Source organism: Arthrobacter sp. MYb227 (assembly GCF_002975435.1).
Taxonomy (GTDB): domain Bacteria; phylum Actinomycetota; class Actinomycetes; order Actinomycetales; family Micrococcaceae; genus Paeniglutamicibacter.
On record NZ_PCPT01000015.1, the window covers coordinates 17,669 to 42,410 of the forward strand.

The following is a 24,742-nucleotide window of genomic DNA, read 5'->3' on the forward strand; positions in this document are numbered from 1 at the left end:
AACAGAGCCTTTTGATAATTCTGCCTATTCAGCGCTGCTAGCTGCGTCAAACATTCTTCGGGATCGGCGCTGTTCAACCATTCGGGTTGTACACCGATCGCTTCGGTCCCGGCATTAGCCCACGCGCTCAGGGCACTCAAGAAAGCTTCAGCATTGAAAAAGCCCGCAGAAATATCCTGTAGCTCATCCGGGATCGGAGTCCCGCGGAGCGTGAGGCATTCCTCGCTCAGCACCGCGGATGAAATCTGGATTGGAGCTGTGGAACGTGGATGAGGTACCAGCGGGATGCAGCCGCATAGAAGACTCAGCAACATCACAAATAATGACACTATCCGCCTCATGCACCGATGATACGGTGCACCCTTGAGGTGATGAAAGCTACCTTTGGGACAAACCGGGAATGAAAAGCCACCGCTACCGGTTGCCATCGGATGTGAGCATACCTTTGTCGATCCTTGATCTTGCCCCCATCCGCCCCGGCGGTACCGCAGCCGAAACCTTCAACGAGAGCGTTCAACTAGCGCAAAGCGCCGAGGCCCACGGCTTCAGTCGCGTCTGGTACGCCGAACACCACAACATGGCGTCCATCGCTTCTTCGGCCACCTCGGTGCTCATTGGCCACATAGCCAACCACACCAAGAGCATTCGGTTGGGCGCCGGCGGCATCATGCTGCCCAACCACTCCCCCATGGTCATTGCCGAACAATTCGGCACCCTAGAAACACTTTTTCCAGGACGCATCGATCTGGGTCTTGGACGTGCCCCGGGCACCGACCAACTCACCTTCCAAGCATTGCGCCGTGATCCACGGGCATCCGATGCATTCCCCCACGATGTCCTTGAGCTTCAGGCTTACCTCGGGTCCGAATCCCGCATCGAGGGAGTCAATGCCTACCCGGGGCAAGGAACCAACGTCCCGCTCTACATCCTCGGCTCCAGCCTCTTCGGAGCCCGACTGGCGGCCCAACTGGGCCTTCCCTACTCCTTCGCCTCACACTTCGCTCCCGACGCGCTGGTACAGGCGACTACGGCTTACCGCAATGAGTTCCGGCCTTCAGAATTCTTGGCTGAACCCTATGTCATCGCCGGTGTCGGAATTGTTGCGGCAGATACCAATGCCGAGGCACACCAGATCATGGAACAGGTTCGTCGTGACCGTATCCAAATGTTCTTGGGTAGAAACCGTCCGGTACCGTTCACCGAGGCAGAAATTGATATGCTCCTTGATTCCTCACACGGGGAAAATATCTTGCATATGCTCAAATACACCGCCGTCGGCGATGGTGCAACGGTTGCCCAATACCTCACCGAATTTGCCAAAACTGCTCAGGCTGATGAGCTGATCACCGTGCACAACTCAAGTAGCGCTACCCAACGATTGAGTTCGGTAGAAATTACGGCCAAGGCCATGAACCTTTCGGCCTAAGCTCGTTTTTACCTTAAACCCGTAGGGGGACGGTTCACTAGGTGATTATTCATCTAGTGAACCGTCCCCCTACGATGTTTTTAGCGCCAGGGCAGAACCCAACGACGCACACTCATGGCCAACGCCATGATCAGCAAAACAAAGATGATCCCGTCCGCGGCAATGTAAAAATAGTGGGTCATTGAGCCACCGGCTTCAAGGCCGGCTACTACCGCATCGGTGCGCTTGGAAAGCAGCGGGCGAATCAACGCAACCTTGGCCAGTAATACAACACCCAGACCCCCGATCAGCGTCCAAAAGCGCCGATCCACGCCGCGTTTTACACTCGAGAGAACCAACACCGCAAAGAGCACGATTTCCACGTAATTCATGGCGGTGAAAACTAATTGCCCAATGCCCAACCCCAGCGGAATGGTAATACCCGGTGCCATGAATTTCAGTGGTGCCTCAATGAAGGAAATACCCATGAGCAACCCCATCCAGATTGCCGGTGCCAAAAGCCGTCCGGCAGCGGCCCATAGGGCCGCTCGGCTGTAGGGTTCGGTCATGAAGTGTCGCACTTGTTCTTTCTCCATACTTCCACGCTACCCCGCGTTGAGCTGGGGAAAGTCCAGCAAAAATAAGCCATTCCCATAATCGCGGCAGCGGCATAGTCTGTAATTACTCGGGAAACACTCACGAATCCCGTCTCAGATGAATGGAGGGGGCACCATGAGCAACAGCTTTGATGACACTGTCTTTGACGACCCGATTGATGATGATATGTACGAGCCGGACGACGGTCGGGACGGACAACCGTATGAGGGATCTTCCGATAGCCCCGAGTCAATGACAGCGCTGGACCCCCTACGTAAGCATCTGTACCTGCTCGACGATGATCTCTCCGCAGCCGATGATCTCGATAATGAAGAAGGCACCGAAGAAGAGTGGTCAGAAGAACTATCCCCCGAGGATGCAGAGGCTTAACCCCACGTGCACACTAGGATATGAAAAGGTGAGCTGGCACCGTCCTCGCTCACCTTTTCTCTTGTTTCCTTCGGAAGGATCTATGCTCAACCCGGTGCACTTACGGACTCTGATCGAGGTCGTTACCCACAAGTCCTTCGCCATGGCCGCCACAAGGCTTGGCTACACGCCTTCTGCCGTGTCCCAACAGATGGCTGCGCTCGAGCGCAGCACCGGAACCACACTCTTTACGCGCGGCGCTAAAAGCATTGAGGCAACACCGGCAGCCGTGACAATGATCAGACATGCACGGCGAGTACTAACGGATATTGATGCCCTGATGGCGGCCGCTTCAACCCCGGATTTAGATCCCAGCGGCAAGCCGCTACAAGAACTACGTCTGGGGATCTTCCCCTCCTTGGCTACTTATGCTTTGCCCCGACTTTTGGGTTCCCCAGATTGGGAAGACTTAGGCATCGCCCTACGAGTGCACGTTGGCGAACCAACCCAAACCATTACCGGGCTGCGCCACGACGGTGAACTAGACCTTGCGATCATCTTCCAGGTGGGCCAGGGCGGACTCGCTTGGCCGGCACAGCTTGAACGCCAATGGTTAGGTGATGACCCCTTCAGGGTTGTGGTTCCGGCATCGTGGCAGCTTGAGGATTCCTCACGCATCAGCGTCGAACAATTAGCTGACATGCCCTGGATCATGCACCACCCCGGAACCAGCGACGCAACAGTAATTTCACGATTATTCTCATCGTTCAATATCCACCCACGCGTGGTTGCCTATAGCGATGACTTCAATGCCTCACTACATATGGCGGCCGCCGGTTTGGGCGCGGCACTAGTCCCAAAACTAGCTATGACCCAAGCTCCCCAGGGGATCCGGGTTATTGATGCCCCCGAGATCAGGTTGGCCCGAAACATTTTTGCTCTGAAACCGCAGGAGCGGAGCAACCCGAAAACCGGGGTCTTGATGGATCGGCTTGCCGCTGTGCTCAGTGAGCTGCGTATCGAGCCCCAGCACCGCTAACCCCCCTGCGTTTTGGTAAAACCCTGAATAGCTTTGCAAGCGCGGTGCACTGGATCCCCAGAGCACGACGAATGAGCACAATATTGATTTTGTTCATACGGTCCCAGACGGTTAACCAGTGATAATGACCAGTAGCCCCACGACACCGAGGCCAATAACAATGGCACTCATCGCAAAAACTGCAACAACATCAGCGTGGATCCGCTCACGGACTATCCCATGCGAGGATTCTTTGTACCGTTTACGTTGGGTGAAATAGATTCCACCCGCCGCAAGCAGGCACAGGCTAATGAGTACCAGCATCCCAATCCCGTAGTGCGGGAGCCAACGCGCAAACACCATCGCGGCAACGCAGAGCGCCAAGGTGGTCCGGCCCCACGACATCACCGTGCGTTCGGGTTGCAGGCCGGGATCTTGGTGCGGAAAAACTGGGTCTGTCGAATTCATCTAGGAATCGCAATCAGCACTGCCACAACGGCGGCCGCCACGGCCCCACCAAAACCAAGTATCGGAATGATCAGGGGAATCGGAAGCGGTTTGTTCAACCGCATCGACATCTCAATGCGGCGCCAATGAACCGCGGCACCCAGGCTGATGAGCATTCCAATCACCACAAGAAGCACCGCGATGCCGGTACGGAAGGAGGTTGGGAAGCTATCGACGGCGAATGCCTCAAGTGCGATACCACCGGCCAAAAAGGCAAGGGCCGTACGGATCCATGCCAGGAAGGTTCGTTCATTGGCTAGGGTGAAGCGTGCGTCGGGTTCTTTACCACCGGGCAACACCCGTTTGGCCAGGGCACCACGATCATCAGCCTCATTAATACCAGCCATTTGCACGTGCCTTTCTTGTTACAACAAATTTTCAGACCTTGAATCCAGCAAAAGCTTACCTCGCACCATGTGGCTATAGAGTCTTCATTTCTTCGGTTGGTTGCCCCACCCGGTAGCGTTTGACCTAGGTGTCTTACCAATCGTTGTTACATGTTATTGCTAGGGAAGGATCAAATCATCACTTCGCATATTCGGATGCACATCAATGGAAACCTTGGAATCTTGGTTCTTGACCGTCCGGCAAAGATCAACGCGCTGAACTATTCGATGCTCTTAGAGCTACGTGATCAGTTCGCCGTGTGGAAGACCGATCCTAAAATTTCCATGGTTGTCTTGCGTGGCAATGGAGATCGTGGATTCTGTGCCGGAGGCGATATTAAGGACTTCCACCAGGCCGTGAGCAATGGTAACCACCAAGATTTTGCTGATCTGCTGAGCCTCGAATTTGAGTTAGACGCTATGATCGCGGCTTACCCCAAACCCGTCATTACCCTAGCCCACGGCCTGTGCATGGGTGGCGGAATTGGTTTGGCCTCACACGCCTCAATCCGTATTGCAACACCCGATTCCAAATATGCGATGCCAGAGGTTCGCATCGGATATACACCCGATGTGGGTGGTAGCCATTTGATGGCGCTGGCTCCCGGATTCATTGGCGAATATTTGGTGCTCACCGCCGCAACCTTTAGCGGCATTGACGCCGTTGAACTTGGCTTTGCCGACATGCTTGTAGAAGCCGAAAAGTTTGATGAAGTCATTGAGGCGCTTCCCGACTTTGCAGCGATGGATGCGGCGGCGATTGCTGCAGGACTTGAGGTTTTGCTAGGTACCTTTGCCCCAAGCCCACTGATCAGTGCCCAACCATGGATTGATCACGCGTTCAGTGCCCCCACACTTGGTGAAATCCTCGAGCGCCTCGATCAGATGAGTCATTCGGCCGCCGCGGAGGCCGCCGCGGCGATGCGTGAAAACTGCCCAACGTCAATGGAATCCGCGTTGCAGTCGGTGCGTGCGGCCCGTGCAGAAGACCACCTGCAATCGGCTCTCGACCGGGAACTGCGACTTGCCAAGTACCTGATGTATCGCCCAGATCTGAGCGAGGGCATCCGTGCACAGGTCATCGACAAGGATCGGAACCCCTCATGGGAACCTGCAACGCTGGCCGAGGTTGATGTTAGTTCTCTTGCCGAACTGATTCTGGAACCTCGCTAGGGAATTATCGGCACTAATTTTTCATTGACCGCAACGGTTTCAAAGCCCCGAGGGTCGCGGCGGCCATGGTTGTACCCAGCACCGCAAAGACCCCCGGGGCACCAAAACCCGTGGCAAAGATTCCAACGCCTACCGGGATCACTGCTTGCCCGAGCCTATTGCCCAGCAAGCGTATGGACATCCAAGTTCCGCGGGTGCCCTCGGCAGCAGCAGCCGAAACAACGCTCATGCTCAAGGGCTGTCCAATACCAAGGCTCAATCCGGCAAGTACCAGCACAACGGCCATCAGGATCACACTCATATTTACTGCAAGTAAGCCGATCAGCACCGCCGAGACGCTAGTGGAAATAAGTAAGAGTCGGGCCCTTCCTATGCCTCGTACCAAGGTATCTAGCCCCAATCGGGAGAAGACAGTGGCACCGGCACGTAATGCCAACAAAAGGCCAACGGTATGTGCGGAGATTCCGCGTTCCACAGCCAAGGCCGGCAGATAAACCTGTAAAAGATCGATGGTGCAGAGCACCATCATGCTCAGGCCGATCGAGGCAAAAAGCGTGTTGCGGGTTCCCGGCTCCACCTTGAGTGCACTTGAGAGTTTCATGGGTGCCGGGTTGCTGCCAACATTCTTGGTTTGGGAGTGCCGCACGGTGAAAAGTGTGGCTCCTAGCATTGCCAGAACCGAACAAATATAGGCCCAGAACAATGGTGTGGTATCCGGGCGTACATGATTTCCTGCCAAATAACCCATCACTAGTGGTGCTACTGCCTGCGCAATGGCCGTAACCATGGTGTAAAGACCAAAAACCCTGTCCATATTGCGGTTTTTTGCAGAGGCTAGTCGGCTTTGTTCCCCGATCAGGCTCATCAAGTGCCCCACACCGAGGATCAGATTCCAGCTTAAAAGCGCGGCAAGAGAGTTCGCCGCAAGCAAGAGCCCCAAACCGGAAAGTAGCATGAGCCCGGCACCACCAAGTAATATCCAGCGTTCATTCCCGCGGTCCGTTGCCCGACCAATACCCACGGCAAGAAACACCGGAAGGATCGAAAAACTCGCAACGACCAGCCCCAATAACCCGGGATCTACTCCTAGATCAAGTGCTTTGTAGGAGGTCGCCGGGCGCACCACATAGACGGCGGCCTGCAGAAAAAATGCATGTGCCAAGATCGAGGGAAACCCGAGTGAATGTTGCGGTGCGCTTGAAACCATGGTTCCTAGTATTACGCGTGCAATCCCCGGTTTCCCGATTGATGACGCGGGCGCTTAGCGCTTCTGCAAGGGGTGCTTGGGAGCTGGCTTACCTTCGGGACGTTCGGCGTGTGGGTGCACCGGTGCCACACGGCGATGGGTGGAGTCCTTGGGCTCGACACGCTTGGGCGGCACGGTATCGGCAACGATAGCTGGGGCTGCTTCGCGCTGGGTTGGCCAGGGCAAGGGAGCATGCTCACCAAAGTTTTCGGTGTCTGCTTCTTCCCAGTCGGCTTTCCAACCTTCCGGTGCTCCATTGAGCAGTGCCCCGGGTGCCACCCAATTGTGTAGTCCTGCATAACTGCGCGTGGTCAGGTGATCAACGCGGCGGCGCAGCATCCGTGGGTTGAGTTGGGATGGATGGGAAACACCCATGGAGGCTATGAGTTGGGCTGCTTCTTGGACTGTGAGCTTGTGATAGTTATAGACACGGTTGCCCTTATCAAGTACATCAAGGGCTCGGTAAAGGTGTGGGTTCTGTGTTGCAACGCCCACCGGGCATTCGTTGGTGTGGCATTTTTGTGCCTGGATGCAACCGGTGGCCATCATCATGGCTCGTGCGCTGAAGGTAAAATCTGCGCCCTGGATCAGACGTTTAACAACATCCGATCCGGTGGCAACCTTTCCCGCGGCACCAAGCCGGATTTTATCGCGCAACCCGCATCCAACCAGAGCATTATGGACAAGCATCAAACCCTCGGTCAACGGGGTACCCACATGGTCTTCGTATTCAAGTGGGGCAGCACCGGTGCCGCCCTCGGCACCATCGATGGTGATGAAATCCGGGGTGATCCCCGTTTCCAGCATTGCCTTACACATGGCTAGCACGTCGGTGCGCGAACCAACACAGAATTTATAGCCTACGGGTTTACCGTCGGAGAGATCTCGCAGGTGTTTAACGAAGAGCATGAGTTCGCGTGGCGTTGAGAATGCCGAGTGTGAGGCCGGGGATATACAGTCAACGCCCATGGGTACATCGCGTGCCGCGGCGATTTCAGGGGTGATTTTTGCGGCAGGAAGCACGCCACCGAGCCCGGGTTTAGCACCCTGGGAGAGTTTGATGGTGATTCCCTTGACATTTTGGTGCGCGGCCTTAGCTGCAAACTTATCTGCATCAAAGTTTCCGTCGGCGTCTCGGCACCCAAAGTATCCCGACCCAATTTCCCAAAATAAGTCCGCACCATATTCAAGGTGGTATTCGGTAAGTCCACCTTCGCCGGTTTCATGAACAAATCCACCCATGGCAGCGCCCTTGTTCATGGCAAGAACTGCGTTCTTGGACAACGCCCCAAAGCTCATTGAAGAAACATTCATTAACGACATGTCATAGGGGTGTTTACAGTCCGGTCCACCAATACGAACGCGGTGTTGTTCCACCGGAGGCGCAACAGGGGCCGTGGAGTGCAGGAGGAATTCATACCCGGTGGCATTGACATCGCGTTCGGTGCCGAAGGCCTTATGACTATCGGCGCCCTTGGCCCGAGCGTAAATAATTGAGCGGGTATCCCTGTCAAAGGGTCGTCCATCGGTATTGCGTTCGATGAAGTACTGCTGGATTTCTGGTCGGATCGATTCAAGAAGGAATCGCATTCTGCCCAATACCGGAAAGTTTCGCAGGATCGCGTGCTTAGTTTGCAGTACGTCGTGAATGCCAAGACCCAGCAGGGCAAGAGCGAGGGCCGCAAGAATCCACCAGCCGGTTGACCCTAGCGATGCGGCAATAATCGTAATGAAGCCGAGTAGCGATAAGAGCGCAATTATCAGAAATCTCACCATGGCCTGAGCTTATAGCGCTATCGCCGGTTATGGGAGGAATTTGGCGGAAATTACTTCTCGGTGCCACCCCGCTCCAGTTTCGATTCTTGCGCCGATATTAGTCTTCCAAGGATTCCTGTTCGCGGCGCAACAATGCAGCAAATCGTCCCTCGGCAATCTGTGCCAGCGCCCGTGGCGTGCCATTTTCCACAAGTCTTCCTGCCTCAAGTACCGCAAGCTGATCCACCCACCGGATAGTTCGCATCCTGTGGGCAATAATGATGATTGTCTTTCCGGCGGCAGCCATTTCACGCACCGACTTCATCACCAGTTCTTCGATGTGTATATCAAGGGCACTTGTTGCCTCATCAAGAATCAACACCCGTGAATCCTTGACGAAGGCTCGCGCCAAAGCCACACGTTGCGCTTGTCCACCGGAGATCTTGGCTCCGCGCTCCCCCAACGCGCTATCAAGCCCGCGTGGCATCTTGGCTACCCAGTCCCCCAGACCGGCACATTGACAGGCGGTTCTGAGCTGTTCGTCGGTGGCTTGTGGATTTGCCAGCAATAAGTTTGAACGCAAGGTGCCACGCATGAGGTGATCGCGTTGGGAGACCATCGCCATAGCTCCGCGCAGGTCCTTGAGCGCAAGTTCACGCACATCGCTTCCGCCCACCCGGATCACTCCGGAATCCGGGTCCATGGCGCGCACTAACAGTGCGGCAAGTGTTGATTTTCCTGAGCCCGAACCACCGACAACAGCAAGTGAACTGCCCGCTGGAACGACAAGGTCGATTGAGTCCAACACGGTATTGCTTCCGGTTTCGGAGGCGAGAGACACCGATACCTGCTCAATATCTATACCCAAACTTCCAGCTGCCAATTTGATTGGTGTCCTTGGCTCGAGGGCTGCAGGTTGTGCATGCATCATCGTGTAGAGACGTTCGGCCGAAGCAAACGAATCCTGCAACCCGGAAACAAACCCGTCAACCTCGAGCACCGGTCCAAACGCTGGAACGGAGATCAGCACCACGCACAGCAGTACGCCGAACTCCAGTGTGCCGGCTGCTACTTGTTCAAGGCCTACAAGCAATATGAGGACCGCAAAACCCCACGGAAGAATGGCTTTGAGAGCTGCCCGCCAGGATGCCGCGGCTGCCGAATGGGCAAGAGCCGTACCCAGTTCAACATCGAGTCCAGCCATTTCGGCGGCTCGAGCCGTTCCATAACCAAAGGCAACCAGCGGGCCCGTGGCACGCACCGATTCGCTCACGTGTTGGGTGATATAGGCACGTTCTTGGGTAGCTGCTTGAGTGGCACCTCGGGTACGGCCTAGGCCAATGAGTGGCACAATAAAACCGGTTATGACGAGCCCGGCAGCAAGTACACCGGCGAGCGCTGCCGATGCGTAAAAACCCACCCCACACACGATGATGAGCGGGACAATCAGTGCGGATACTAGGGGTGGGATGGTGTGCGCGAAGAACACTTCGACTCGATCAATATCACGCGTGGCACGGGTGAGCATGTCACCGCTGGCACGGCTGCGCGCATTGAAGGGAGCCTGCGGGGCAAGCGCCGCATAGAGTTTGTTCCGCAAGAGGGCCAGTGCTTTAAACGCCACCTTGTGCCCAAAGTACTGTTCTCCGTAACGCAGTACGCCCTTGAGCAGTGAGAGGCCAATCAACCAGCCTAGTAATGGTAAAAACGCTGGTGGTGTGCCGTTGCCCAGCAGTGCTTCGGCTCCTGCACCCACGGCGATTCCGGCAACCAGATAGAGGGCAAGATTGCTTAGTTTGTGGGCGATACCCAGCAGGCTTGCAATGCTCAAGGGAGCCAAGACGTCCCGACAGGTGTGTAGTAACCAGCCTATAAGTACTCGACGTTTCATGAGTGTTGCCCCCAGATGCTGTTTGTTGCGTTCTTTGAGGCTTCCAAGGCCGTTGCTAGATACCCTCCGGAGGCCAACACCTCGGCCAATCCTCCGGCTTCGATGACCTTGCCGTGTTCTAGAACAGCTACCCGGTCGCATCCGGCCAGCAGCCCGAGTCTGTGGGTCACCGTGATGGTTGTTGTTCCGGCGCTCACCTCACCTAGGGTGCGCAGCACCTGGGCCTCGGTGGCTGGGTCAAGATCCGAGGTTGGTTCATCGATCAAGAGGAGCTGGCGTTGAGCCACTAAGGCCCGTGCCAGGGCAAGGCGTTGGGCTTGTCCACCGGAAAGCCCGTGCCCGTGCTCACCGACCTCGGTCGTGAGTTCCAAGTCTTCCAGTCCTACCTTCGCCATGACCTCTAGCAGTTCATCCTTGGTGGCGCGTGGGGCACCAATCCGAAGGTTATAAGCAATACTTCCACCCAGCAGTCCGGCGCTTTGCTCGAGTACGGCACTTGCTGCACGTAGTTGAGCTGCATTGAGCACCTCGCCGGAACCATCGGTCATGGTTCCCGAACTCGGTTCAAGGGCGCCCTGCAACACCTTGATCAGGGTGCTCTTCCCGGAGCCCGAGGCACCAATGACCGCAGTGTGAGTTCCGGCCGGGAATTGCAGGTTTACATCTTCTAAGACCGTGTGCCCCGCATACCCGGCGCTAAGGTTTTGAAGCAACAGCGTCTGACCGTCGTGGCTGGTTATTCCATGTTCAAGGGTTTCTGGGGCGTGCAGCAATGCGTTGATTTCTTTTTCTGCGGCGCGTCCGGTCATCCCTATGTAGAAGAAACCTCCAACGAACGCCACGGGCTGGAGCATCAGGGTACTGAGTAACACCATTGCCACGCCTTGGCCTACGGTAATGGCACCACTACTCATCCGCCAGCTGGCCAACGCCACAGACCCGGTAATAAGGCCCAGCGCGAAGGTCGCATCGATGACCAGCAGTACCAGTTGGTTACCTGCCAAGAGCTTCATGACCTGTTTGCGGACCTGTTCGGAGGCCGCCGCAAGCTTTCCGCCGGCCGCGCCTTCGGCATTATTCAGTCGCAGCATGCCAAGACCATTGAGTGTGTCCATAAAGGATGCCGCGAGCCTTCCCTGGCTACGTCGATAATTGGCGCTCGAGGCTCGAAAGAGTTTTTGGAAGCCGGTGACCAACAGGGGGATGATCGGCAGCGCGATTGCCAAGAGCAATGCTGCGAGCACATCAATAAAGCTCCCAATCATGACCACCACCAGGATTGGGGCGAGTACCGCGGCCATCGCCGGGGCGCTGAACCCGGCGCGGAAACGTGCACGTTTCTCCACGGCGTCGGTTGCCAGAGAAATCAGCTCTCCGCCGGCCTTAGCCCCGGTATATCCCGCTCCGAGTGCAAAGTACTTCAACAAGATGGCTTTACGATCGCTCGATTCTTGTTTGGCGGTAGCCTTCGCCACGAGTCGTGGGGTAAGCACTGCTACAAGAGCGGCAACAAGCAGTGCTACACCAATGAGCATCACCCAGGATTTCTCCACGCCCCGGGCGCCGGAAGCGTACCTGTCAATGGCGGCACCCATCAGCAGCGCGATGGTCGCAAGCGCTGCGGTGCCCAGCACCGCTAAAACCACAATGACCGGTAGCGCACGGGCCGCCGGATTCTTTTTCCCAGACACTCAACCCATCCTAGGCAAATCCGCGTAGTTTATCGCCTCCGTCTAGGTTCATACCCCTCAGAGGCACTACCGTGAGTAGGGTCGTAAAACGTTAGAAGTGAGGAAGTTCGTGGGAGCATCAATCCGCATCGGTATTGCCGGCTATGGAAACCTTGGCCGTGGGGTACAAGCCGCCATCGCTAAGAACCAAGACATGGAATTGGTTGGTGTTTACACCCGCCGTGATCCGGGTGCCGTGACTTTGGCGTCCCCTGCCCCGGTTTTCCACATGGATGATCTTGCCAAGCACACCGAAGACCTTGACGTGCTGATCCTCTGTGGTGGTTCCAAGTCCGATCTTCCCGAGCAGGGCCCGGCACTTTCCGCGCTGTTCAATACGGTTGATAGCTTTGACACCCATGCGAAGATCCCCGAGTACTTCGAGGCAGTTGATGCTCCGGCCACGGCTGCCGGTAAGACCGCGTTGATCTCCGCCGGTTGGGATCCGGGAATGTTCTCCATCAACCGTGTCTACGGCGAAGCGTTGCTGCCCGATGGCGAGACCTACACATTCTGGGGACGCGGGCTGAGCCAGGGCCACTCGGACGCCATCCGTCGCGTGCCGGGTGTTGCCGGCGGCGTGCAGTACACCATCCCGTCCACCGAGGCCATTGCCAAGGTACGCGCCGGTGAGCGTCCGGAGCTTTCCACCCGCGAAAAGCACGTGCGTGAATGCTTCGTGGTGCTCGAAGACGGCGCGGACGCCGAGGCAGTACGCGAAGCCATCGTGACCATGGAACACTACTTTGATCAGTACGACACCACGGTGAACTTCATCGATGCAGCAACTCTGGCTTCCGAGCACTCCTCGATGCCGCATGGTGGTTTTGTGTTCCGCAGCGGTAATACCACCGATGCTCACGCACAGGTCATCGAGTACTCGCTGTCCCTGCAGTCGAACCCGGAATTCACCTCAAGCGTGCTGGTTGCTTATGCTCGCGCGGTATTCAAGATGAATGCTGCCGGCCAGATAGGGGCTAAGACGGTATTTGATGTGGCGCCGGGTCTGCTTTCCCCGAAGTCTCCTGCACAGTTGCGCGCGGAACTTCTCTAAGCTTCAACAGCTGGAGAAACTTCCAGAATTCGCATGCTCGTGGGCGCTCATCCATTGATGGATGAGCGCCCACGCTGCTTTCATCCGGTGACACGGATACGCATCTGCACCCACATTGGAAAATCCTTTCCCGAACGGTGACGAGATCGCGCCGAAACATGATCCAGCCACCACCCAATGACGGGTTCGGATGCAAGAACCAGCGCAGCATCTCAAGCAGTCATCTGCCCAGATTAACCACGAAACTCAGTGCACCCCATGGTGGTTGATGCTTTGGCTCGCGCCGATGCTTACCCGCCATGGGGTTTCGCCTCCTGAACAGAAGAGGTGCAGTCCCCTTTGGGCTTTGAAACTCAATTTCTTGAGCCACAAAACCCAAAATGGGTATCCTAGAGATGCTTGATCTCCAAGGGATACCCCCTTGGGAATGCACCGTTTGGGTGTTAGTTTCAGCGATGAGACCCACGGCCACGGGTCTTTTTGCGTTAACAAACACATTCAGAATTCTCTGGAATTCCCTAAGAGTAGAGCAGCAAGACCGACAGAGAACCCGGCGCCAATAGCACTGTGGAAAAGCGGACGAAGACTAGGGTTTATTTGTTCGCGGCTTATGCAACCATGGGCGCAGCAACCGGGTGGTGACCGGCAAGAAGATGTAGGTCATCAGCGGGGTGAGAATACAAATATTGAGTAGTACTGCCCAGACCATTGGCCATTCGTGAAGCAGCGGCATGAGCAAGAAGTTTGAGAGGAGACTCAGCGGGAAAAACGGCAAAAAGATGCTGACTGCTTGTTTCCAACGCGGAGGAACCACCGTCTCGGGGATGGTAAGTTTCTGCTCCCCCGCGGGTTCAAACCATCCTTCGATGCCCGTGCGGTGTTCTACTCGTGTAATTTCCACCAGTTCGCTGGCACTTTGAATCCACCAACGTCGGTCTTCAGATTCGTCCCAAGCACGCAGCGATGTCGCATCGGAAAATCTATAGAGCACATGCCACTCGTCGGAATCCGGCGAGGTGCGAATCCACCCGGAACCTAAATATCCTTCCCATTCACGAGCCAGTTCCTGGCCGGCCTGCACCCAGGCATTGAATCGGCGGTGATGATCTGGAAGTACTGTCCTGGTTATGGACACTGTAATCGGGGAAGCTTGTGGCATTCCCATAATGTAGTCGTAGCTGGGGCTACTGGCCAACCCCCCGGGCTTCGGACTGTGTCGGCCGAAACACATACGCCGCATCGAACCTAGCGATGCCTCGTTGAGCGCAAAACCTTATTCCGTCGCTAGGTAATAAAATGGGAATTGATATCGGCCTGGCTGGGATCTAGCAATTCGGGGTTCGTCGATAACTCTGGGGTCGCAAGTATCGAGAATTGTATTATTTGTTTCAAGGACAAGTACCACTTATGACCTCATCGTGCGCCACAGGGCAATTACTCCTTGATCTCTCATTGCTCAAGTTCGATGAGCTAACCCGGATCGTAGGGCAATTGGGCGATGAGCTGGCGGCCACTTCCCCCTCGTTTCCCGGTGCCAACTCTCCTTATGCCATCCTGAACCATTGTCTGGGAATGATGCGTTATTGGAGCAGCAACGTGAATCGAGGGATCCAGATCCCGCGCGACCGCGCGGCGGAGTTCACCGTTACCGGCCCCGTAGCCGACCTGCTGGCTCGGGCCGCCAACGCCCGTGCGGCATTCATCGCCGACGTACTGGCCGTTGATCCCACAGCTGCTCCTGCACAGACTCCGGATGATCGCGAGGTTTTTTGGAGCTCCACCATCACTGGTGTGCTGTTGCACGTCCTCGAAGAACTCTGCCAGCATCTTGGACAATTGGAAATCACCAAAGACCTACTAACTGCTGGGGAAGCTAACTCATGAGCCGAACGTTCGAAGACCTTGTGGCCGAGGCGCAACACGCACCGATCGACGGATGGGATTTCTCCTGGTTTCAGGGCCGCGCCACCGAAGAACGCCCCTCATGGGGCTACTCACGGTTGCTCGCCGAACGTCTCCCCGCGGTGGACTCCGCGCTAGATTTGCAAACCGGGGGCGGCGAAGTGCTGGCCGGGGTTCCGCGCTACCCACGACTCATGGTGGCGACCGAGGGCTGGGAACCCAACATTGCCAAGGCCACGGAATTGCTGCATCCCCGTGGAGTGGAAGTAGTTGCCGATGATCCCGAGCCGCCGTTACCCTTCGCCGACGAATCCTTCGAATTGGTGACCAGCCGCCACCCGGTCATCGTCCACTGGGAAGAAATTGCCAGGGTGTTACGTCCCGGCGGCAGCTATCTGGCCCAGCATGTGGGCCATCGCAGCGTCTTTGAGCTCGTCGAGTTCTTCCTCGGCGAGCAGCCCGAGGCGGTGCGTCTTGCCCGCCATCCAGACTTTGATGTCAAAGCAGCTATGGAGGTAGGCCTGGAGATCACCGAGCTGAAGTGTGAGGAACTGCGGATTGAGTTTCACGATATTGGTGCGGTGATTTATTTCCTACGCCTAGTGATCTGGATGGTTCCCGGATTCACGGTGGAGGCCTATGTGCCAAGGCTGCGCGAGATGCATGAGTTGATACGTGCGCAGGGTTCGTTCATTGCGCACTCGACACGTTTTTTGATCGGGGCCCGCAAACCTGCCTAACTAGTGCAGGTCGGCAGCACAATTTTCCGACTGGTATCGACCTGAAGCGGTCACGTAGTTAGTGTGGAAAGTGGCGGTTTTCTTACCGCCCCAGACTAAGGAACCTGACATGGGAATCATTTCAGTTGACCTATTTATCACCCTTGACGGCGTCTACCAGGCACCCGGTGGCCCGGAGGAGGACCTCAGCGATGGGTTTGAGTTAGGCGGATGGCAGGGTGCCTATTTTGATGATGAATCTGGAAAGGCAATCAGCGCCGGAATTGAGCGGATGGATGCCCTACTACTCGGGCGCCGAACGTATGACATCTTCGCATCCTACTGGCCACACCAAGGCGCTAATAATCCCATCGCTACAAAGTTCAATGCCATTGATAAGTTCGTGGTTTCCCGTAGCCTCACCGACCCTTCATGGGCCGGAACCACCGTACTTTCCGAGCTCTCGGAGGTTGCGGCATTGAAGGAAAAGTACACAGATATTCATGTGGTCGGTAGCGGTGATCTTGCCCGCTCACTGCTGCGGGAGCAGATCGCTGACCGGCTGAATCTTTACCTGTACCCACTGACGCTGGGGTCGGGCAAGCGGCTCTTTGCCGAGGGAACGGGTGTGCCCGCCGCATTCCATGTGGCCCAGCCACCGGTGGCCTTCCCCAAGGGCTCGATTGCTCTGACGTATGAACGCGCCGGCCTGCCGGTTACCGGTTTTGATATGGGTGCCGCGTGAGCAGCACAGCCTCCGGACTCAGCGAGTAAGAAAACGCCATGATCACTGGCTACACTGACCACAGACGTTGATTGAGCGGCTTACACGCCGCGACCATGTACCGGCCTGGCGTTTACTGGTGGTTCTCCGACCTCGTCAAGGGTGTGGCCATTGCAGGCCGCTTGAGTGACCGTGGCCTGCTCGATGCCCGAGACGATAAACCATCGCATGGCGTCGCGCATTTGGCACCATCCGATTAAATACCATTGGCCGTTGGTGGAGGCGAACAGCACTGGCTCGATATCCCGGGTGGTGGTGCTCCCGACCTTCGAGGTATAGCGAATACGGAGTACTCGCTGTTCGGCCATTGCTTCTTCCAATGCCGACCTGATGGCGCGCGAAGAAGTGGGAGGCGTGTTCACCCAGACGCGGCCGGCCAACTCGTCGGCCTTGGCCCGGGTTCTGGGATCTAAGACGTCCATGATCTTCTTGATACCGGCCGCTGCCAGATCGGAGTACGGAGCATCGGGTGCGGCGGATACCGCGGCCATGAGTGCCACGGCTTGGGCCGGGGACAAGCTGACGGGCGGCAGGGACGCACCGCCGGCCAATCCGTAGCCGCCGCCCGGACCCGGGCGCGACCATATTGGTGCACCGCTGTTCTCTAGCGCGTCAAGGTCTCGCTTGATAGTGCGTACGGAGACCTCGAACTCTTGTGCCATTCGTTCGGCGGAGATCCCGCGCGCGCCGCTGCGGCGCAACATCTCTGAGAGGGCGTGAAGTCGTTCGACTCGCTTCACAGTTCAAATTCCAGCGAATTCATGACATAAATAGTGACATACTCTTGTCCTGAGTGCATGCGAGGGTTGCGACATGACCACCGCATCTAACACTCCGAGCATCATTCTCATCGCCGGCCACTGGCTGGGCGCCTGGGCTTGGGATGAAGTCCTTGAACACCTAAAAACCAACCACCCTGATGCCATCGCAATGACCTTACCCGGTCTTGATCCGGACGATTCTGCACGTGTAGCGAGGACTCTCGAGGACCAGAGCGCAGCGATCCTCGACATCATTTCTCAACACGGAAATCGGCCAACGATTCTCGTCGCCCACAGCGGGGCTAACGCTCCGGTCAGCCTCGTGATGGACCGGCACCCCGAGCTTGTCCAACGGGTCGTGTGGGTCGATTCGGGACCGGTGGCACCGGGCAGTATCTTCGCTCCCGATCTCCCGGAAGCGTTGGAAGAACTTATTCTGCCGCCCTTCGATGTACTCGCTCAGCAGGCGAGTCTCGAAGGCCTGAGCGAGGAGGTCCTCGAGCGTTTTCGGGCCCTTGCCGTCCCCGAGCCCGGGCCCGTGCTTCGGCAGCCCGTCGAGCTGACGAACGAGGCCCGCGGCAACATCCCAACTACCCTGGTGTGCTGCTCGATCTCGAGCGAACAGGTCAACGAGCTGGTTCAGGCGGGCCATCCCATGTTTGCCGAGGTCGCGAACCTCAAACACGTTGACGTCATTGACCTTCCCACGGGGCATTGGCCCATGTGGAGTCGTCCCGGAGAGCTGGCCAAGATTATTGACTCGGAGGCTTCGCGCACCAACTGAATTTCACCCGACCCGAAAGGGGCAGGCTAAATGCCGCATTCGGTGCTGATCTGGCCGTGCTTCGGCATCGTGGTGCGGGTCGTCCCACCACGATGCCGAAATTCATGCGATTTTAGGCGTGCATTGCCGCATCAAACCAGCCGGTAATGCTTGCCGGGTGGGTGATGGCTGTACCAACAACTACTGCAAAGGCGCCGGCATCAAGCGCGGCGCGGGCCTGCGCCGGAGTATGAATACGTCCCTCGGCAATCAAAGGAACCCCAAGATCTGCCGCGGCAATAGCGGCCAATAGTTCAAGGTCCGGTCCCTCGGTCTTGGGACGCTCCCCCGAATACCCGGCCAAGGTGGTGCCAATCAGATCGGCGCCCGCCTCCACCGCGTTCAGCGCATCGGCCAGCGAACCACAATCGGCCATGACCAACGCATGAGACTGCTCGTGAACCATGTCAATGGTTTCCTTCAGGCTCAGCCCATCGGGACGTGGACGCTGGGTCCCATCGATGGCAACAATGTGTGCACCTGCATGTGCCACGGCCAACGCATGGCGGGCGGTGGGAGTAATGAAAACACCCTCGTGCCCGTCTTTCCACAACCCAATGACCGGAACCTCAACTGCAGTGCGGGTGAACTGAATATCGGCGATGCCCTGCACGCGTACCGCCTTGGCGCCGCCGATCACCGCGGAGGCGGCAACCTGCGCCATAGTGGTGGGGGTGCGCATGGGTTCGCCCGGGTAGGCCTGGGCGGAAACGATTAAAGCACCGCGCAGCGCTTCAAGTTCTGTGGCTGTCAAGATCATGCGTGGTCCTTATTCGTGTTGTCGGCCAGGAAGAGTCCTGCCGCACCAATGATGGCTGCGTCATTGCCAAGGGTTGCGGGCACCGGAATCAGGTGTTGCAGTGGGTCGATGGCCTCGGAAGAAAAACCCTCACGCACCGCATCCCACCACAGGTCACCGGCACCAATCATGCCACCGGAGAGCACAATGAGTTCCGGGTCAAGAATATTAGCCAGCGAGCCTGCGGCAATGCCCGCCGCCAGGCCACCGGTGTGTAGTGCCTGAATCGCTAGGTCTTCGCCCGCATAGGCGCGGGCGGTCATGTCACGGGTGTCTGCCACCGCTGAATCTCCGCCCAGGGCAAGATAGTTGCGGTGGATGGCCGGTCCTGCGGCAATGGCCTCAAGGTGGCCGGTGCGCCCGCAGGAGCAGCGCACACCCGTGGCAAGTGGTGAGGCAAAGTGCCCCATATGCCCACCCACGTGGTGGGCTCCGGTCTGTGGAACACCGTGCAAAAGGTGCGATCCGCCAATGCCGGTACCCACGGCAAGCAGCAGTGCGTTGTCTTTACCGGCCGCGGCACCGCACCAGGCCTCGCCCAGTCCGTGGGCGTGCACATCATTGACCGCACGCACCGGAAGGTTGGTGCGGGTGTAAAGTTCGGCGGCCAAATCGGTACCCGCCCACCCCAAAATGGTGTCCGTTGCCGAAAGTACCTTGGCGCTTGCCGCATCGATGACTCCGGCCGCTCCCATGCCCAAACCGATAATGTTCAGTTCCGCATCCGCGGAGGGGGTCAGGGCTGCAATGAGTGCTGCAACAACATCGAGCACCGCCTTGGCACCGGCGGTGGCGGGGGTGGGGGCCGAGGTTGTTGCAAGGACGGTTCCGCCGGAATCTACCAGGCCGGCGGCAATTTTGGTGCCGCCCAGATCGATGCCAAACGCGGCGGTGCGCCCCGGGGACCCGGGGCGCACCCATGCTGTTGCGTTATTCATGCGTGGTTTAGAGCAGACCGGTCTCGGCGAGGATCGCGGTGATGGCCGCGGTCTCCGACTCGTTGAGCTGCTCCAACGGGGTGCTCATGGCGTTGTTGCCAATGACGCTCAGGGCCACCAAGGCCGTCTTGAACGCGCCAAGACCCGCGGCGCCACCGGAGACGCGGGAGGAATCCGGGGTGTAAACAATGTCAAAGACGCGCGCCAGGCGGTCCTGTTCCTGGGCCACCTTCGCCCAGTCGCCGGCCATTGCCGCATCAAACATGCGGCGGTAGCCGGCCGGGTCAACGTTGCCCAGGCCCGGGACCACACCGTGGGCGCCGCCCAGCAGTGCGCCGTCAACAACAACCTCGTGGCCGGTGAACACGGAGAAGCCTTCGATGTCCTTGGTGGCCAGCAGCAGCTGACGGAAGGAAACATCATCTCCCGAGGAATCCTTGACACCTGCAATGACGCCGTCCTTGGCCAGAGCAACGGCCGTTGCTACCGAGAGCTTGACGTGCGTGCGTACCGGTACGTCGTAGGCGAAGATATCTACCTGCAGCGCGGCGTGGATGGCACGGAAGTGGGCCTCAACCTCGGCGGCGTTGGAGATTGCGTAGTACGGGGTGGTGACAACCAGGGCGTCGGCACCCAGGGCGATCATTTTAGCGCCCTCGTCGATCACGCGGTTGGTGGTCTGCTCGTTGGCACCGACGACCAGCGGCACGCGGCCTGCGTTTGCGCTCGCAATGGTTGTGACAACCAGTTCACGCTCGGCGTTTGTCAGGTACGGGACCTCGCCGGAGGAACCGAGCACGAACAATCCGGAGACACCGCCGGAGATGAGGTGTTCAACCACTGCGTTCAGGCCCAGAACATCGATGTCCCCAGCAGAGGTGCGCGGGGTTACCACGGGTGGGATAACGCCGGTGTACTTGGGGTTATTAGCGAATGCCACGAGAAAAACTTCCTTCTAAAGGTGTGTACTGCGTCTTGGGTGTTGGCCGGTGTCCGATGTGTGGTGCGGACACCGGCCAGGATTGTGGTGCGTTAGCGTTTTAGAGCTGCAGCAGTGAGGGGGCCGCACCCAGTAGCGTGCGGGTGTAGTCATTGGTTGGGGCATCGAAGATCTGTGCCGCGGTGCCCTGTTCAACGATTTTTCCGGCATTCATCACGCAAATGCGATCGGAAATATAGCGCACCGTTTGTATATCGTGAGAGATGAACACCATGCCAAGGTTTAGTTTGGCCTTCAGATCCGTGAGTAGGTTTAGCACCTGGGCACGCACCGAAACATCCAGCGCGCTGGTTGGTTCATCGGCAACAATAATGTCCGGATCCAGTGCCAGGGCTCGGGCGATGGCCACGCGCTGACGCTGACCACCGGAGACCTGGGATGGGGTGGCACTTGCCGCGGAGGCCGGCAGACCCACCACCGAAAGTAGCTCGGTGACCTTGGCGCTCCGTGTTGCGGCATTGCCAATCCCGTGGACCTTCAGCGGGTCGGTGAGGATGTCGTGGATGCTCATGCGCGGGTTTAGCGCGGTTGAGGGGTCTTGGAAGACCACGGCCACGGAGCGGCCAAATTCTTTGCGGCCCGCGGCATTGCGCTTTGCCGCATCCTTGCCACGGAAGAGTACGGATCCGCTGGTGGGATCCTGCAAGCCCACCAGTACCGAGGCCAGGGTGGATTTGCCGCAACCGGATTCGCCCACGATGCCGACGGTTTCACCGCGTGAAACACTGAAGTTCACGCCGTTGACTGCCTTGACAATATTTGGCTTAAAGAGCTTGCCGCCGCGTGCCTTGTGGTGCACGTGGATATCGCGTAGCTCAACGACCGGGGCGTTCGATGCGTTGCTCATCGGGTTTCTCCTACTGCTACTGATTCGTGGCTGGCCCAGAAGTGCTCGGGGTGCTCGCCGGCCAGGACAAAGTCGGTGGGACGGTTTGGATCCGCGTCCGTGCGCTGTGAACGTTCGGCAAAGCGGTCGCCGGTAGCAAACGAGTACGGGGAGGGAACACTGCCCGGGATCTGATGCAAACGGGTGGCACCCGATTCGATGGAAAGTACAGCGCCCAGCAAACCTTGGGTGTATTCGTGGGCCGGGGCCGAAAGCAAGGCCGAGACCGGAGCCGATTCAACAACCTGACCCGCGTACATGACCGTCACGCGGTGCGCCAGCGACGCGACAAGGGCCAGGTCGTGGCTGACAAAGACCATCGCGAAGCCAAGGGTCTCGCGCAGCTCGTTGAGCAGGTCAACTACCTGCTTTTGCACCGTGACATCAAGTGCCGTGGTCGGCTCATCGCAGACCACCAGCTTCGGGGAGCGGGATAGTGCCATGGCGATCAGTACGCGCTGGCGCTGACCACCGGATAGCTCATGCGGGTAGGACTTGAGGGTACGCACCGGATCGAGCTTGACCAGGCGCAGCAGCTCCTCGGGGCTGGTCCGTCCGCCACGCTTGGTAAGCTGACGCAGCTGATCGCCCACCAACATCGAGGGGTTCAAAGACGAAAGTGCATCCTGGTAGACCATGGCGATCTGTTCGCCGCGCAGGCCCTTGTAGACCTTGTCGTCCCCGGCAAGATGGGTTCCGTTGGGGCCTTCGGGAAGCAATTCCTTGCCCTCAAAGCGGATCGAACCGCTCAGTTCGGCGGTATCCGGCAGCAGACCCATGATGGCCAGCGAGGTGATCGACTTGCCACACCCGGATTCGCCCACCAGAGCCATGGTTTCGCCCTCACGGACCGTGAAGGAGACGTTATCCACGATGCGGGTATCGCCAAAGCGTGCCGGGAATCGGATCGAAAGGTTTGTGACCTCAAGAATCGTCTGGGGCTCCCCGGCTGCTGTATCAAGGACCAGACGGTCGGTGCGCTTGGCCTCGGTGCTAGCCAGCAAAGTTAGTTCGCCGCGCAGACGCGCCAGTGCCTCACCATCGGCGGCCGGCTTAGTTGCCTTGGCTGCAGCGGTTTCCGAGGACGATGCGCTCTTCTTGGTGGACTTGGGGTTCACCAGGGCATCGGTCATGCCTTCGGCCAGGATGTTCAGCGCCAGCACGGTCAGCAAAATGATCAGACCGGCAAAGGTGGTGGCCCACCAGGCACCGTTGAGCACCAGGGTACGACCATAAGAGATCACGTTGCCCCACGAAGGAGCCGGATCCTGAATACCTGCACCCAGGAAGGAAAGCGAGGCCTCAAGGATGATGGCATCGGCAACCATGATGGTGGCAAAGACCAGTACCGGGGCGGCACAGTTGCGTACCACGTGGACACCGAGGATGTAGAAGCGTCCGGCACCGATGACGCGTTCGGCACGCACATAGTCCTCGCCCCATTGGGCCAGCACGTTGGCGCGCACCACGCGGGCAATCTGCGGCACGTAGATCACCGCGATGGCGATCATGATCACCGGCAGCGAGTTACCCAGTGAGGCAAGCAGCGCTGCGGCCAGGGCGATGCCGGGGAAGGCCATGAGCATATCCATGATGCGCATGATAGTTTCGTTGGCCCATTTGGCGCTGGTTGCCGCCAAGGCGCCGAGCAGGCCGCCAACGATCAAGGCCAGGGCTACCGAGCCCAGGCCAATGATCAGCGAGGACTGGGCACCAAAGAGCAGGCGCGAGAGAATATCGCGGCCCAGTCGGTCGGTACCAAAGGGGTGATCGGCACTCGGTGCCTGGGCGGGGATGCCGGAGGCCAGCGGATCGTGTGGGGCCAATAGCGGCGCGAGGGCCGCGGCCAAACCAATCAGCAGCAAGAAGATCAGGGAGATCTTTGAACCCAGCGGAAGGGAGGTAAAGCGGGTGGTTCCGTTGCTCAGCCGGGCGACCAGGCCATTGCGTGGGGCTAGTGTTGCCATGTTTATTTACACCGTCCTGATGCGCGGGTTGATGAGCAGGTAAAGCAGGTCAACCACGATGTTCACGAGCACGAAGGTAACCGCGATGGTGAGCACCACGCCCTGGACCAGATTGACGTCGGAGTTGGTAATGCCGTTCATGATCAGCTGACCCATGCCGGGCAGCGAGAAGATCATTTCGATGACGACCGCGCCACCGAGCAGGTACCCGATGCGTAGACCCAGCACGGTGACCGGGGTGACAAGTGCGTTGCGCAGCACGTTGCGGGTGAGTACCTCGGGCCGTGGCACACCGTTACCGATGGCCGTGCGGACATAATCCTTATCGAGTTCTTCAACCATTGAGGTGCGCACCACGCGGATCAGCGAGGCGGAGACCGGGATAGCTAGCGCCAGGGCCGGAAGTGTCATGTGGGAGAGCCAGCCGGAAAGGCCGGAGCCTTCCGGGGCCGCGCCGCCGGAGGGGAAGAGTGGGCTTTGTCCCAGCGCAAGCCACTGGATGAGCAGGATGCCGAGCCAGAACGATGGGGTTGCCACCGCAGCGATGGAGAAGATGCGTACCAGCTGGTCGGGCAGGCGGTCACGGTAGAGCGCCGCGAGTACACCGAAGACCAGGGCGATGACCACGGCGATCAGTACGCCAAAGAAGGTCAGCTGCAGGGTCAGTGGGAAGGCATTGGCGATCATTTCGCCGACCGGGCGGGCCGGCGGGGTGGTCATGCCAAAGTCTAGGCGGATCAGCCGGGCCAGGAAGGAGAAGTACTGGATGACCAGTGGGTCGTTCAGTCCACGTTCCTCGCGGTAGGTATCCTTGGCCTCGGGTGAGGCGCCTTCGCCAAGCGCGGAGGTTGCCTCGTCACCGGGGGAAAGTTTGAGGATGATAAAGACCAGGAAGGTGACTCCAAGAATCATCACTGGCAGGGCGGCTAGGCGGCGTAGCAGCAGCCTGAGGAGGGTTCCCACGCAAGAACTCCGATGGGTAGACGACGTATTGGCAAGTGGGGGGGGAAAACTAAAAAGTGGGGGCGGTTG

Annotated in this window: 24 protein-coding genes; 9 read left to right on the plus strand and 15 right to left on the minus strand. The window is 58.1% G+C overall.

Annotated elements, in window-relative coordinates:
• Window positions 1-433: 433 nt before the first annotated feature.
• A complete protein-coding gene (locus CQ018_RS18230; RefSeq protein ID WP_105551479.1) occupies window positions 434-1,426 on the plus strand; it encodes an LLM class flavin-dependent oxidoreductase in 993 nt (330 codons plus the stop codon).
• Window positions 1,427-1,506: 80 nt separating this feature from the next.
• On the opposite strand, the gene CQ018_RS18235 is transcribed toward CQ018_RS18230, so the two are convergent.
• Window positions 1,507-2,001, minus strand: a complete 495-nt coding sequence (locus CQ018_RS18235) for a hypothetical protein (protein WP_258142736.1) — start codon at window positions 1,999-2,001, stop codon at window positions 1,507-1,509.
• Between the two features lie 136 nt (window positions 2,002-2,137).
• On the opposite strand from CQ018_RS18235, the gene CQ018_RS18240 reads away from it, so the two are divergent.
• Both CQ018_RS18240 and CQ018_RS18245 read left to right on the plus strand, forming a co-directional pair.
• Window positions 2,138-2,392 (plus strand): hypothetical protein, encoded by a 255-nt coding sequence (locus CQ018_RS18240; RefSeq protein ID WP_105551437.1) that lies wholly within the window; start codon window positions 2,138-2,140, stop codon window positions 2,390-2,392.
• Between the two features lie 82 nt (window positions 2,393-2,474).
• Complete coding sequence (locus tag CQ018_RS18245) at window positions 2,475-3,410, plus strand: LysR family transcriptional regulator (protein WP_105551438.1); 936 nt, start codon at window positions 2,475-2,477, stop codon at window positions 3,408-3,410.
• A gap of 111 nt (window positions 3,411-3,521) precedes the next feature.
• Here CQ018_RS18245 and CQ018_RS18250 read toward each other — a convergent pair whose 3' ends face one another.
• Together CQ018_RS18250 and CQ018_RS18255 are read right to left on the minus strand one after the other, a co-directional pair.
• On the minus strand, window positions 3,522-3,857 hold the full coding sequence (locus tag CQ018_RS18250) for a DUF202 domain-containing protein (RefSeq protein WP_105551439.1): 336 nt from the start codon (window positions 3,855-3,857) through the stop codon (window positions 3,522-3,524).
• Complete coding sequence (locus CQ018_RS18255) at window positions 3,854-4,243, minus strand: YidH family protein (protein WP_105551440.1); 390 nt, start codon at window positions 4,241-4,243, stop codon at window positions 3,854-3,856. The genes CQ018_RS18250 and CQ018_RS18255 overlap by 4 nt, the downstream gene beginning before the upstream one ends.
• Window positions 4,244-4,393: 150 nt before the next feature.
• Here CQ018_RS18255 and CQ018_RS18260 point away from each other — a divergent pair, with 150 nt between their 5' ends.
• Window positions 4,394-5,455, plus strand: a complete 1,062-nt coding sequence (locus tag CQ018_RS18260) for an enoyl-CoA hydratase/isomerase family protein (protein ID WP_105551441.1) — start codon at window positions 4,394-4,396, stop codon at window positions 5,453-5,455.
• Window positions 5,456-5,468: 13 nt separating this feature from the next.
• Here the strand turns inward: CQ018_RS18260 and CQ018_RS18265 are convergent, their stop codons facing one another.
• The 4 genes from CQ018_RS18265 to CQ018_RS18280 all read right to left on the minus strand — a co-directional run bounded on the left by CQ018_RS18265 (window position 5,469) and on the right by CQ018_RS18280 (window position 12,038).
• Window positions 5,469-6,662: an MFS transporter gene (locus tag CQ018_RS18265; RefSeq protein ID WP_105551442.1), complete on the minus strand. Its 1,194-nt coding sequence runs from the start codon at window positions 6,660-6,662 to the stop codon at window positions 5,469-5,471.
• Window positions 6,663-6,716: 54 nt separating this feature from the next.
• Window positions 6,717-8,477: an FMN-binding glutamate synthase family protein gene (locus CQ018_RS18270; RefSeq protein WP_105551443.1), complete on the minus strand. Its 1,761-nt coding sequence runs from the start codon at window positions 8,475-8,477 to the stop codon at window positions 6,717-6,719.
• Window positions 8,478-8,574: 97 nt separating this feature from the next.
• A complete protein-coding gene (locus CQ018_RS18275; RefSeq protein WP_181150003.1) occupies window positions 8,575-10,347 on the minus strand; it encodes an ABC transporter ATP-binding protein in 1,773 nt (590 codons plus the stop codon).
• A complete protein-coding gene (locus CQ018_RS18280; RefSeq protein ID WP_105551445.1) occupies window positions 10,344-12,038 on the minus strand; it encodes an ATP-binding cassette domain-containing protein in 1,695 nt (564 codons plus the stop codon). Before CQ018_RS18280 ends, CQ018_RS18275 begins: the two co-directional genes overlap by 4 nt.
• Window positions 12,039-12,147: 109 nt before the next feature.
• Between CQ018_RS18280 and CQ018_RS18285 the strand changes: the two genes are divergently transcribed.
• Complete coding sequence (locus CQ018_RS18285) at window positions 12,148-13,131, plus strand: diaminopimelate dehydrogenase (RefSeq protein WP_105551446.1); 984 nt, start codon at window positions 12,148-12,150, stop codon at window positions 13,129-13,131.
• 586 nt (window positions 13,132-13,717) lie between these two features.
• Here the strand turns inward: CQ018_RS18285 and CQ018_RS18290 are convergent.
• A complete protein-coding gene (locus CQ018_RS18290; protein WP_219844090.1) occupies window positions 13,718-14,290 on the minus strand; it encodes an antibiotic biosynthesis monooxygenase in 573 nt (190 codons plus the stop codon).
• A gap of 248 nt (window positions 14,291-14,538) precedes the next feature.
• On the opposite strand from CQ018_RS18290, the gene CQ018_RS18295 reads away from it, so the two are divergent.
• From CQ018_RS18295 to CQ018_RS18305, 3 genes are all read left to right on the plus strand, one after another.
• A complete protein-coding gene (locus CQ018_RS18295; protein ID WP_105551448.1) occupies window positions 14,539-15,015 on the plus strand; it encodes a DUF664 domain-containing protein in 477 nt (158 codons plus the stop codon).
• Complete coding sequence (locus CQ018_RS18300; RefSeq protein ID WP_105551449.1) at window positions 15,012-15,773, plus strand: class I SAM-dependent methyltransferase; 762 nt, start codon at window positions 15,012-15,014, stop codon at window positions 15,771-15,773. Before CQ018_RS18295 ends, CQ018_RS18300 begins: the two co-directional genes overlap by 4 nt.
• 109 nt (window positions 15,774-15,882) lie before the next feature.
• Window positions 15,883-16,497: a dihydrofolate reductase family protein gene (locus CQ018_RS18305; RefSeq protein WP_105551450.1), complete on the plus strand. Its 615-nt coding sequence runs from the start codon at window positions 15,883-15,885 to the stop codon at window positions 16,495-16,497.
• A gap of 80 nt (window positions 16,498-16,577) precedes the next feature.
• On the opposite strand, the gene CQ018_RS18310 is transcribed toward CQ018_RS18305, so the two are convergent.
• Entirely contained in the window at window positions 16,578-17,276 is a 699-nt protein-coding gene (locus tag CQ018_RS18310; protein ID WP_105551451.1) for a YafY family protein, read from the minus strand.
• 73 nt (window positions 17,277-17,349) lie between these two features.
• Between CQ018_RS18310 and CQ018_RS18315 the strand changes: the two genes are divergently transcribed.
• On the plus strand, window positions 17,350-18,081 hold the full coding sequence (locus tag CQ018_RS18315) for an alpha/beta fold hydrolase (RefSeq protein WP_105551452.1): 732 nt from the start codon (window positions 17,350-17,352) through the stop codon (window positions 18,079-18,081).
• A 112-nt stretch (window positions 18,082-18,193) separates the two neighbouring features.
• Here the strand turns inward: CQ018_RS18315 and CQ018_RS18320 are convergent, their stop codons facing one another.
• The 6 genes from CQ018_RS18320 to CQ018_RS18345 all read right to left on the minus strand — a co-directional run bounded on the left by CQ018_RS18320 (window position 18,194) and on the right by CQ018_RS18345 (window position 24,673).
• Window positions 18,194-18,880 carry an N-acetylmannosamine-6-phosphate 2-epimerase gene (locus tag CQ018_RS18320; RefSeq protein ID WP_105551453.1) on the minus strand — a complete coding sequence of 229 codons (687 nt, stop codon included), beginning with the start codon at window positions 18,878-18,880 and terminating at the stop codon, window positions 18,194-18,196.
• Window positions 18,877-19,857, minus strand: coding sequence for an ROK family protein (locus tag CQ018_RS18325; protein ID WP_105551454.1), 981 nt, complete (start codon window positions 19,855-19,857; stop codon window positions 18,877-18,879). The genes CQ018_RS18320 and CQ018_RS18325 overlap by 4 nt, the downstream gene beginning before the upstream one ends.
• Window positions 19,858-19,864: 7 nt before the next feature.
• Window positions 19,865-20,797 (minus strand): dihydrodipicolinate synthase family protein, encoded by a 933-nt coding sequence (locus CQ018_RS18330; protein WP_105551455.1) that lies wholly within the window; start codon window positions 20,795-20,797, stop codon window positions 19,865-19,867.
• Between the two features lie 100 nt (window positions 20,798-20,897).
• On the minus strand, window positions 20,898-21,704 hold the full coding sequence (locus CQ018_RS18335; protein WP_105551456.1) for an ABC transporter ATP-binding protein: 807 nt from the start codon (window positions 21,702-21,704) through the stop codon (window positions 20,898-20,900).
• Window positions 21,701-23,710 (minus strand): dipeptide/oligopeptide/nickel ABC transporter permease/ATP-binding protein, encoded by a 2,010-nt coding sequence (locus tag CQ018_RS18340; protein ID WP_105551457.1) that lies wholly within the window; start codon window positions 23,708-23,710, stop codon window positions 21,701-21,703. The genes CQ018_RS18335 and CQ018_RS18340 overlap by 4 nt, the downstream gene beginning before the upstream one ends.
• Window positions 23,711-23,716: 6 nt before the next feature.
• Window positions 23,717-24,673: an ABC transporter permease gene (locus CQ018_RS18345; RefSeq protein ID WP_105551458.1), complete on the minus strand. Its 957-nt coding sequence runs from the start codon at window positions 24,671-24,673 to the stop codon at window positions 23,717-23,719.
• Between the last annotated feature and the right edge of the window lie 69 nt (window positions 24,674-24,742).

Coding starts and splice junctions, on each gene's coding strand:
- CQ018_RS18235 (WP_258142736.1), bottom strand. CDS start 2,001: ATGGAGAAAGAACAAGTGCGACACTTCATGACCGAACCCTACAGCCGA.
- CQ018_RS18240 (WP_105551437.1), top strand. CDS start 2,138: ATGAGCAACAGCTTTGATGACACTGTCTTTGACGACCCGATTGATGAT.
- CQ018_RS18245 (WP_105551438.1), top strand. CDS start 2,475: ATGCTCAACCCGGTGCACTTACGGACTCTGATCGAGGTCGTTACCCAC.
- CQ018_RS18250 (WP_105551439.1), bottom strand. CDS start 3,857: ATGAATTCGACAGACCCAGTTTTTCCGCACCAAGATCCCGGCCTGCAA.
- CQ018_RS18255 (WP_105551440.1), bottom strand. CDS start 4,243: ATGGCTGGTATTAATGAGGCTGATGATCGTGGTGCCCTGGCCAAACGG.
- CQ018_RS18260 (WP_105551441.1), top strand. CDS start 4,394: ATGTTATTGCTAGGGAAGGATCAAATCATCACTTCGCATATTCGGATG.
- CQ018_RS18265 (WP_105551442.1), bottom strand. CDS start 6,662: ATGGTTTCAAGCGCACCGCAACATTCACTCGGGTTTCCCTCGATCTTG.
- CQ018_RS18270 (WP_105551443.1), bottom strand. CDS start 8,477: ATGGTGAGATTTCTGATAATTGCGCTCTTATCGCTACTCGGCTTCATT.
- CQ018_RS18275 (WP_181150003.1), bottom strand. CDS start 10,347: ATGAAACGTCGAGTACTTATAGGCTGGTTACTACACACCTGTCGGGAC.
- CQ018_RS18290 (WP_219844090.1), bottom strand. CDS start 14,290: ATGCCACAAGCTTCCCCGATTACAGTGTCCATAACCAGGACAGTACTT.
- CQ018_RS18295 (WP_105551448.1), top strand. CDS start 14,539: ATGACCTCATCGTGCGCCACAGGGCAATTACTCCTTGATCTCTCATTG.
- CQ018_RS18300 (WP_105551449.1), top strand. CDS start 15,012: ATGAGCCGAACGTTCGAAGACCTTGTGGCCGAGGCGCAACACGCACCG.
- CQ018_RS18305 (WP_105551450.1), top strand. CDS start 15,883: ATGGGAATCATTTCAGTTGACCTATTTATCACCCTTGACGGCGTCTAC.
- CQ018_RS18315 (WP_105551452.1), top strand. CDS start 17,350: ATGACCACCGCATCTAACACTCCGAGCATCATTCTCATCGCCGGCCAC.
- CQ018_RS18320 (WP_105551453.1), bottom strand. CDS start 18,880: ATGATCTTGACAGCCACAGAACTTGAAGCGCTGCGCGGTGCTTTAATC.
- CQ018_RS18325 (WP_105551454.1), bottom strand. CDS start 19,857: ATGAATAACGCAACAGCATGGGTGCGCCCCGGGTCCCCGGGGCGCACC.
- CQ018_RS18335 (WP_105551456.1), bottom strand. CDS start 21,704: ATGAGCAACGCATCGAACGCCCCGGTCGTTGAGCTACGCGATATCCAC.
- CQ018_RS18340 (WP_105551457.1), bottom strand. CDS start 23,710: ATGGCAACACTAGCCCCACGCAATGGCCTGGTCGCCCGGCTGAGCAAC.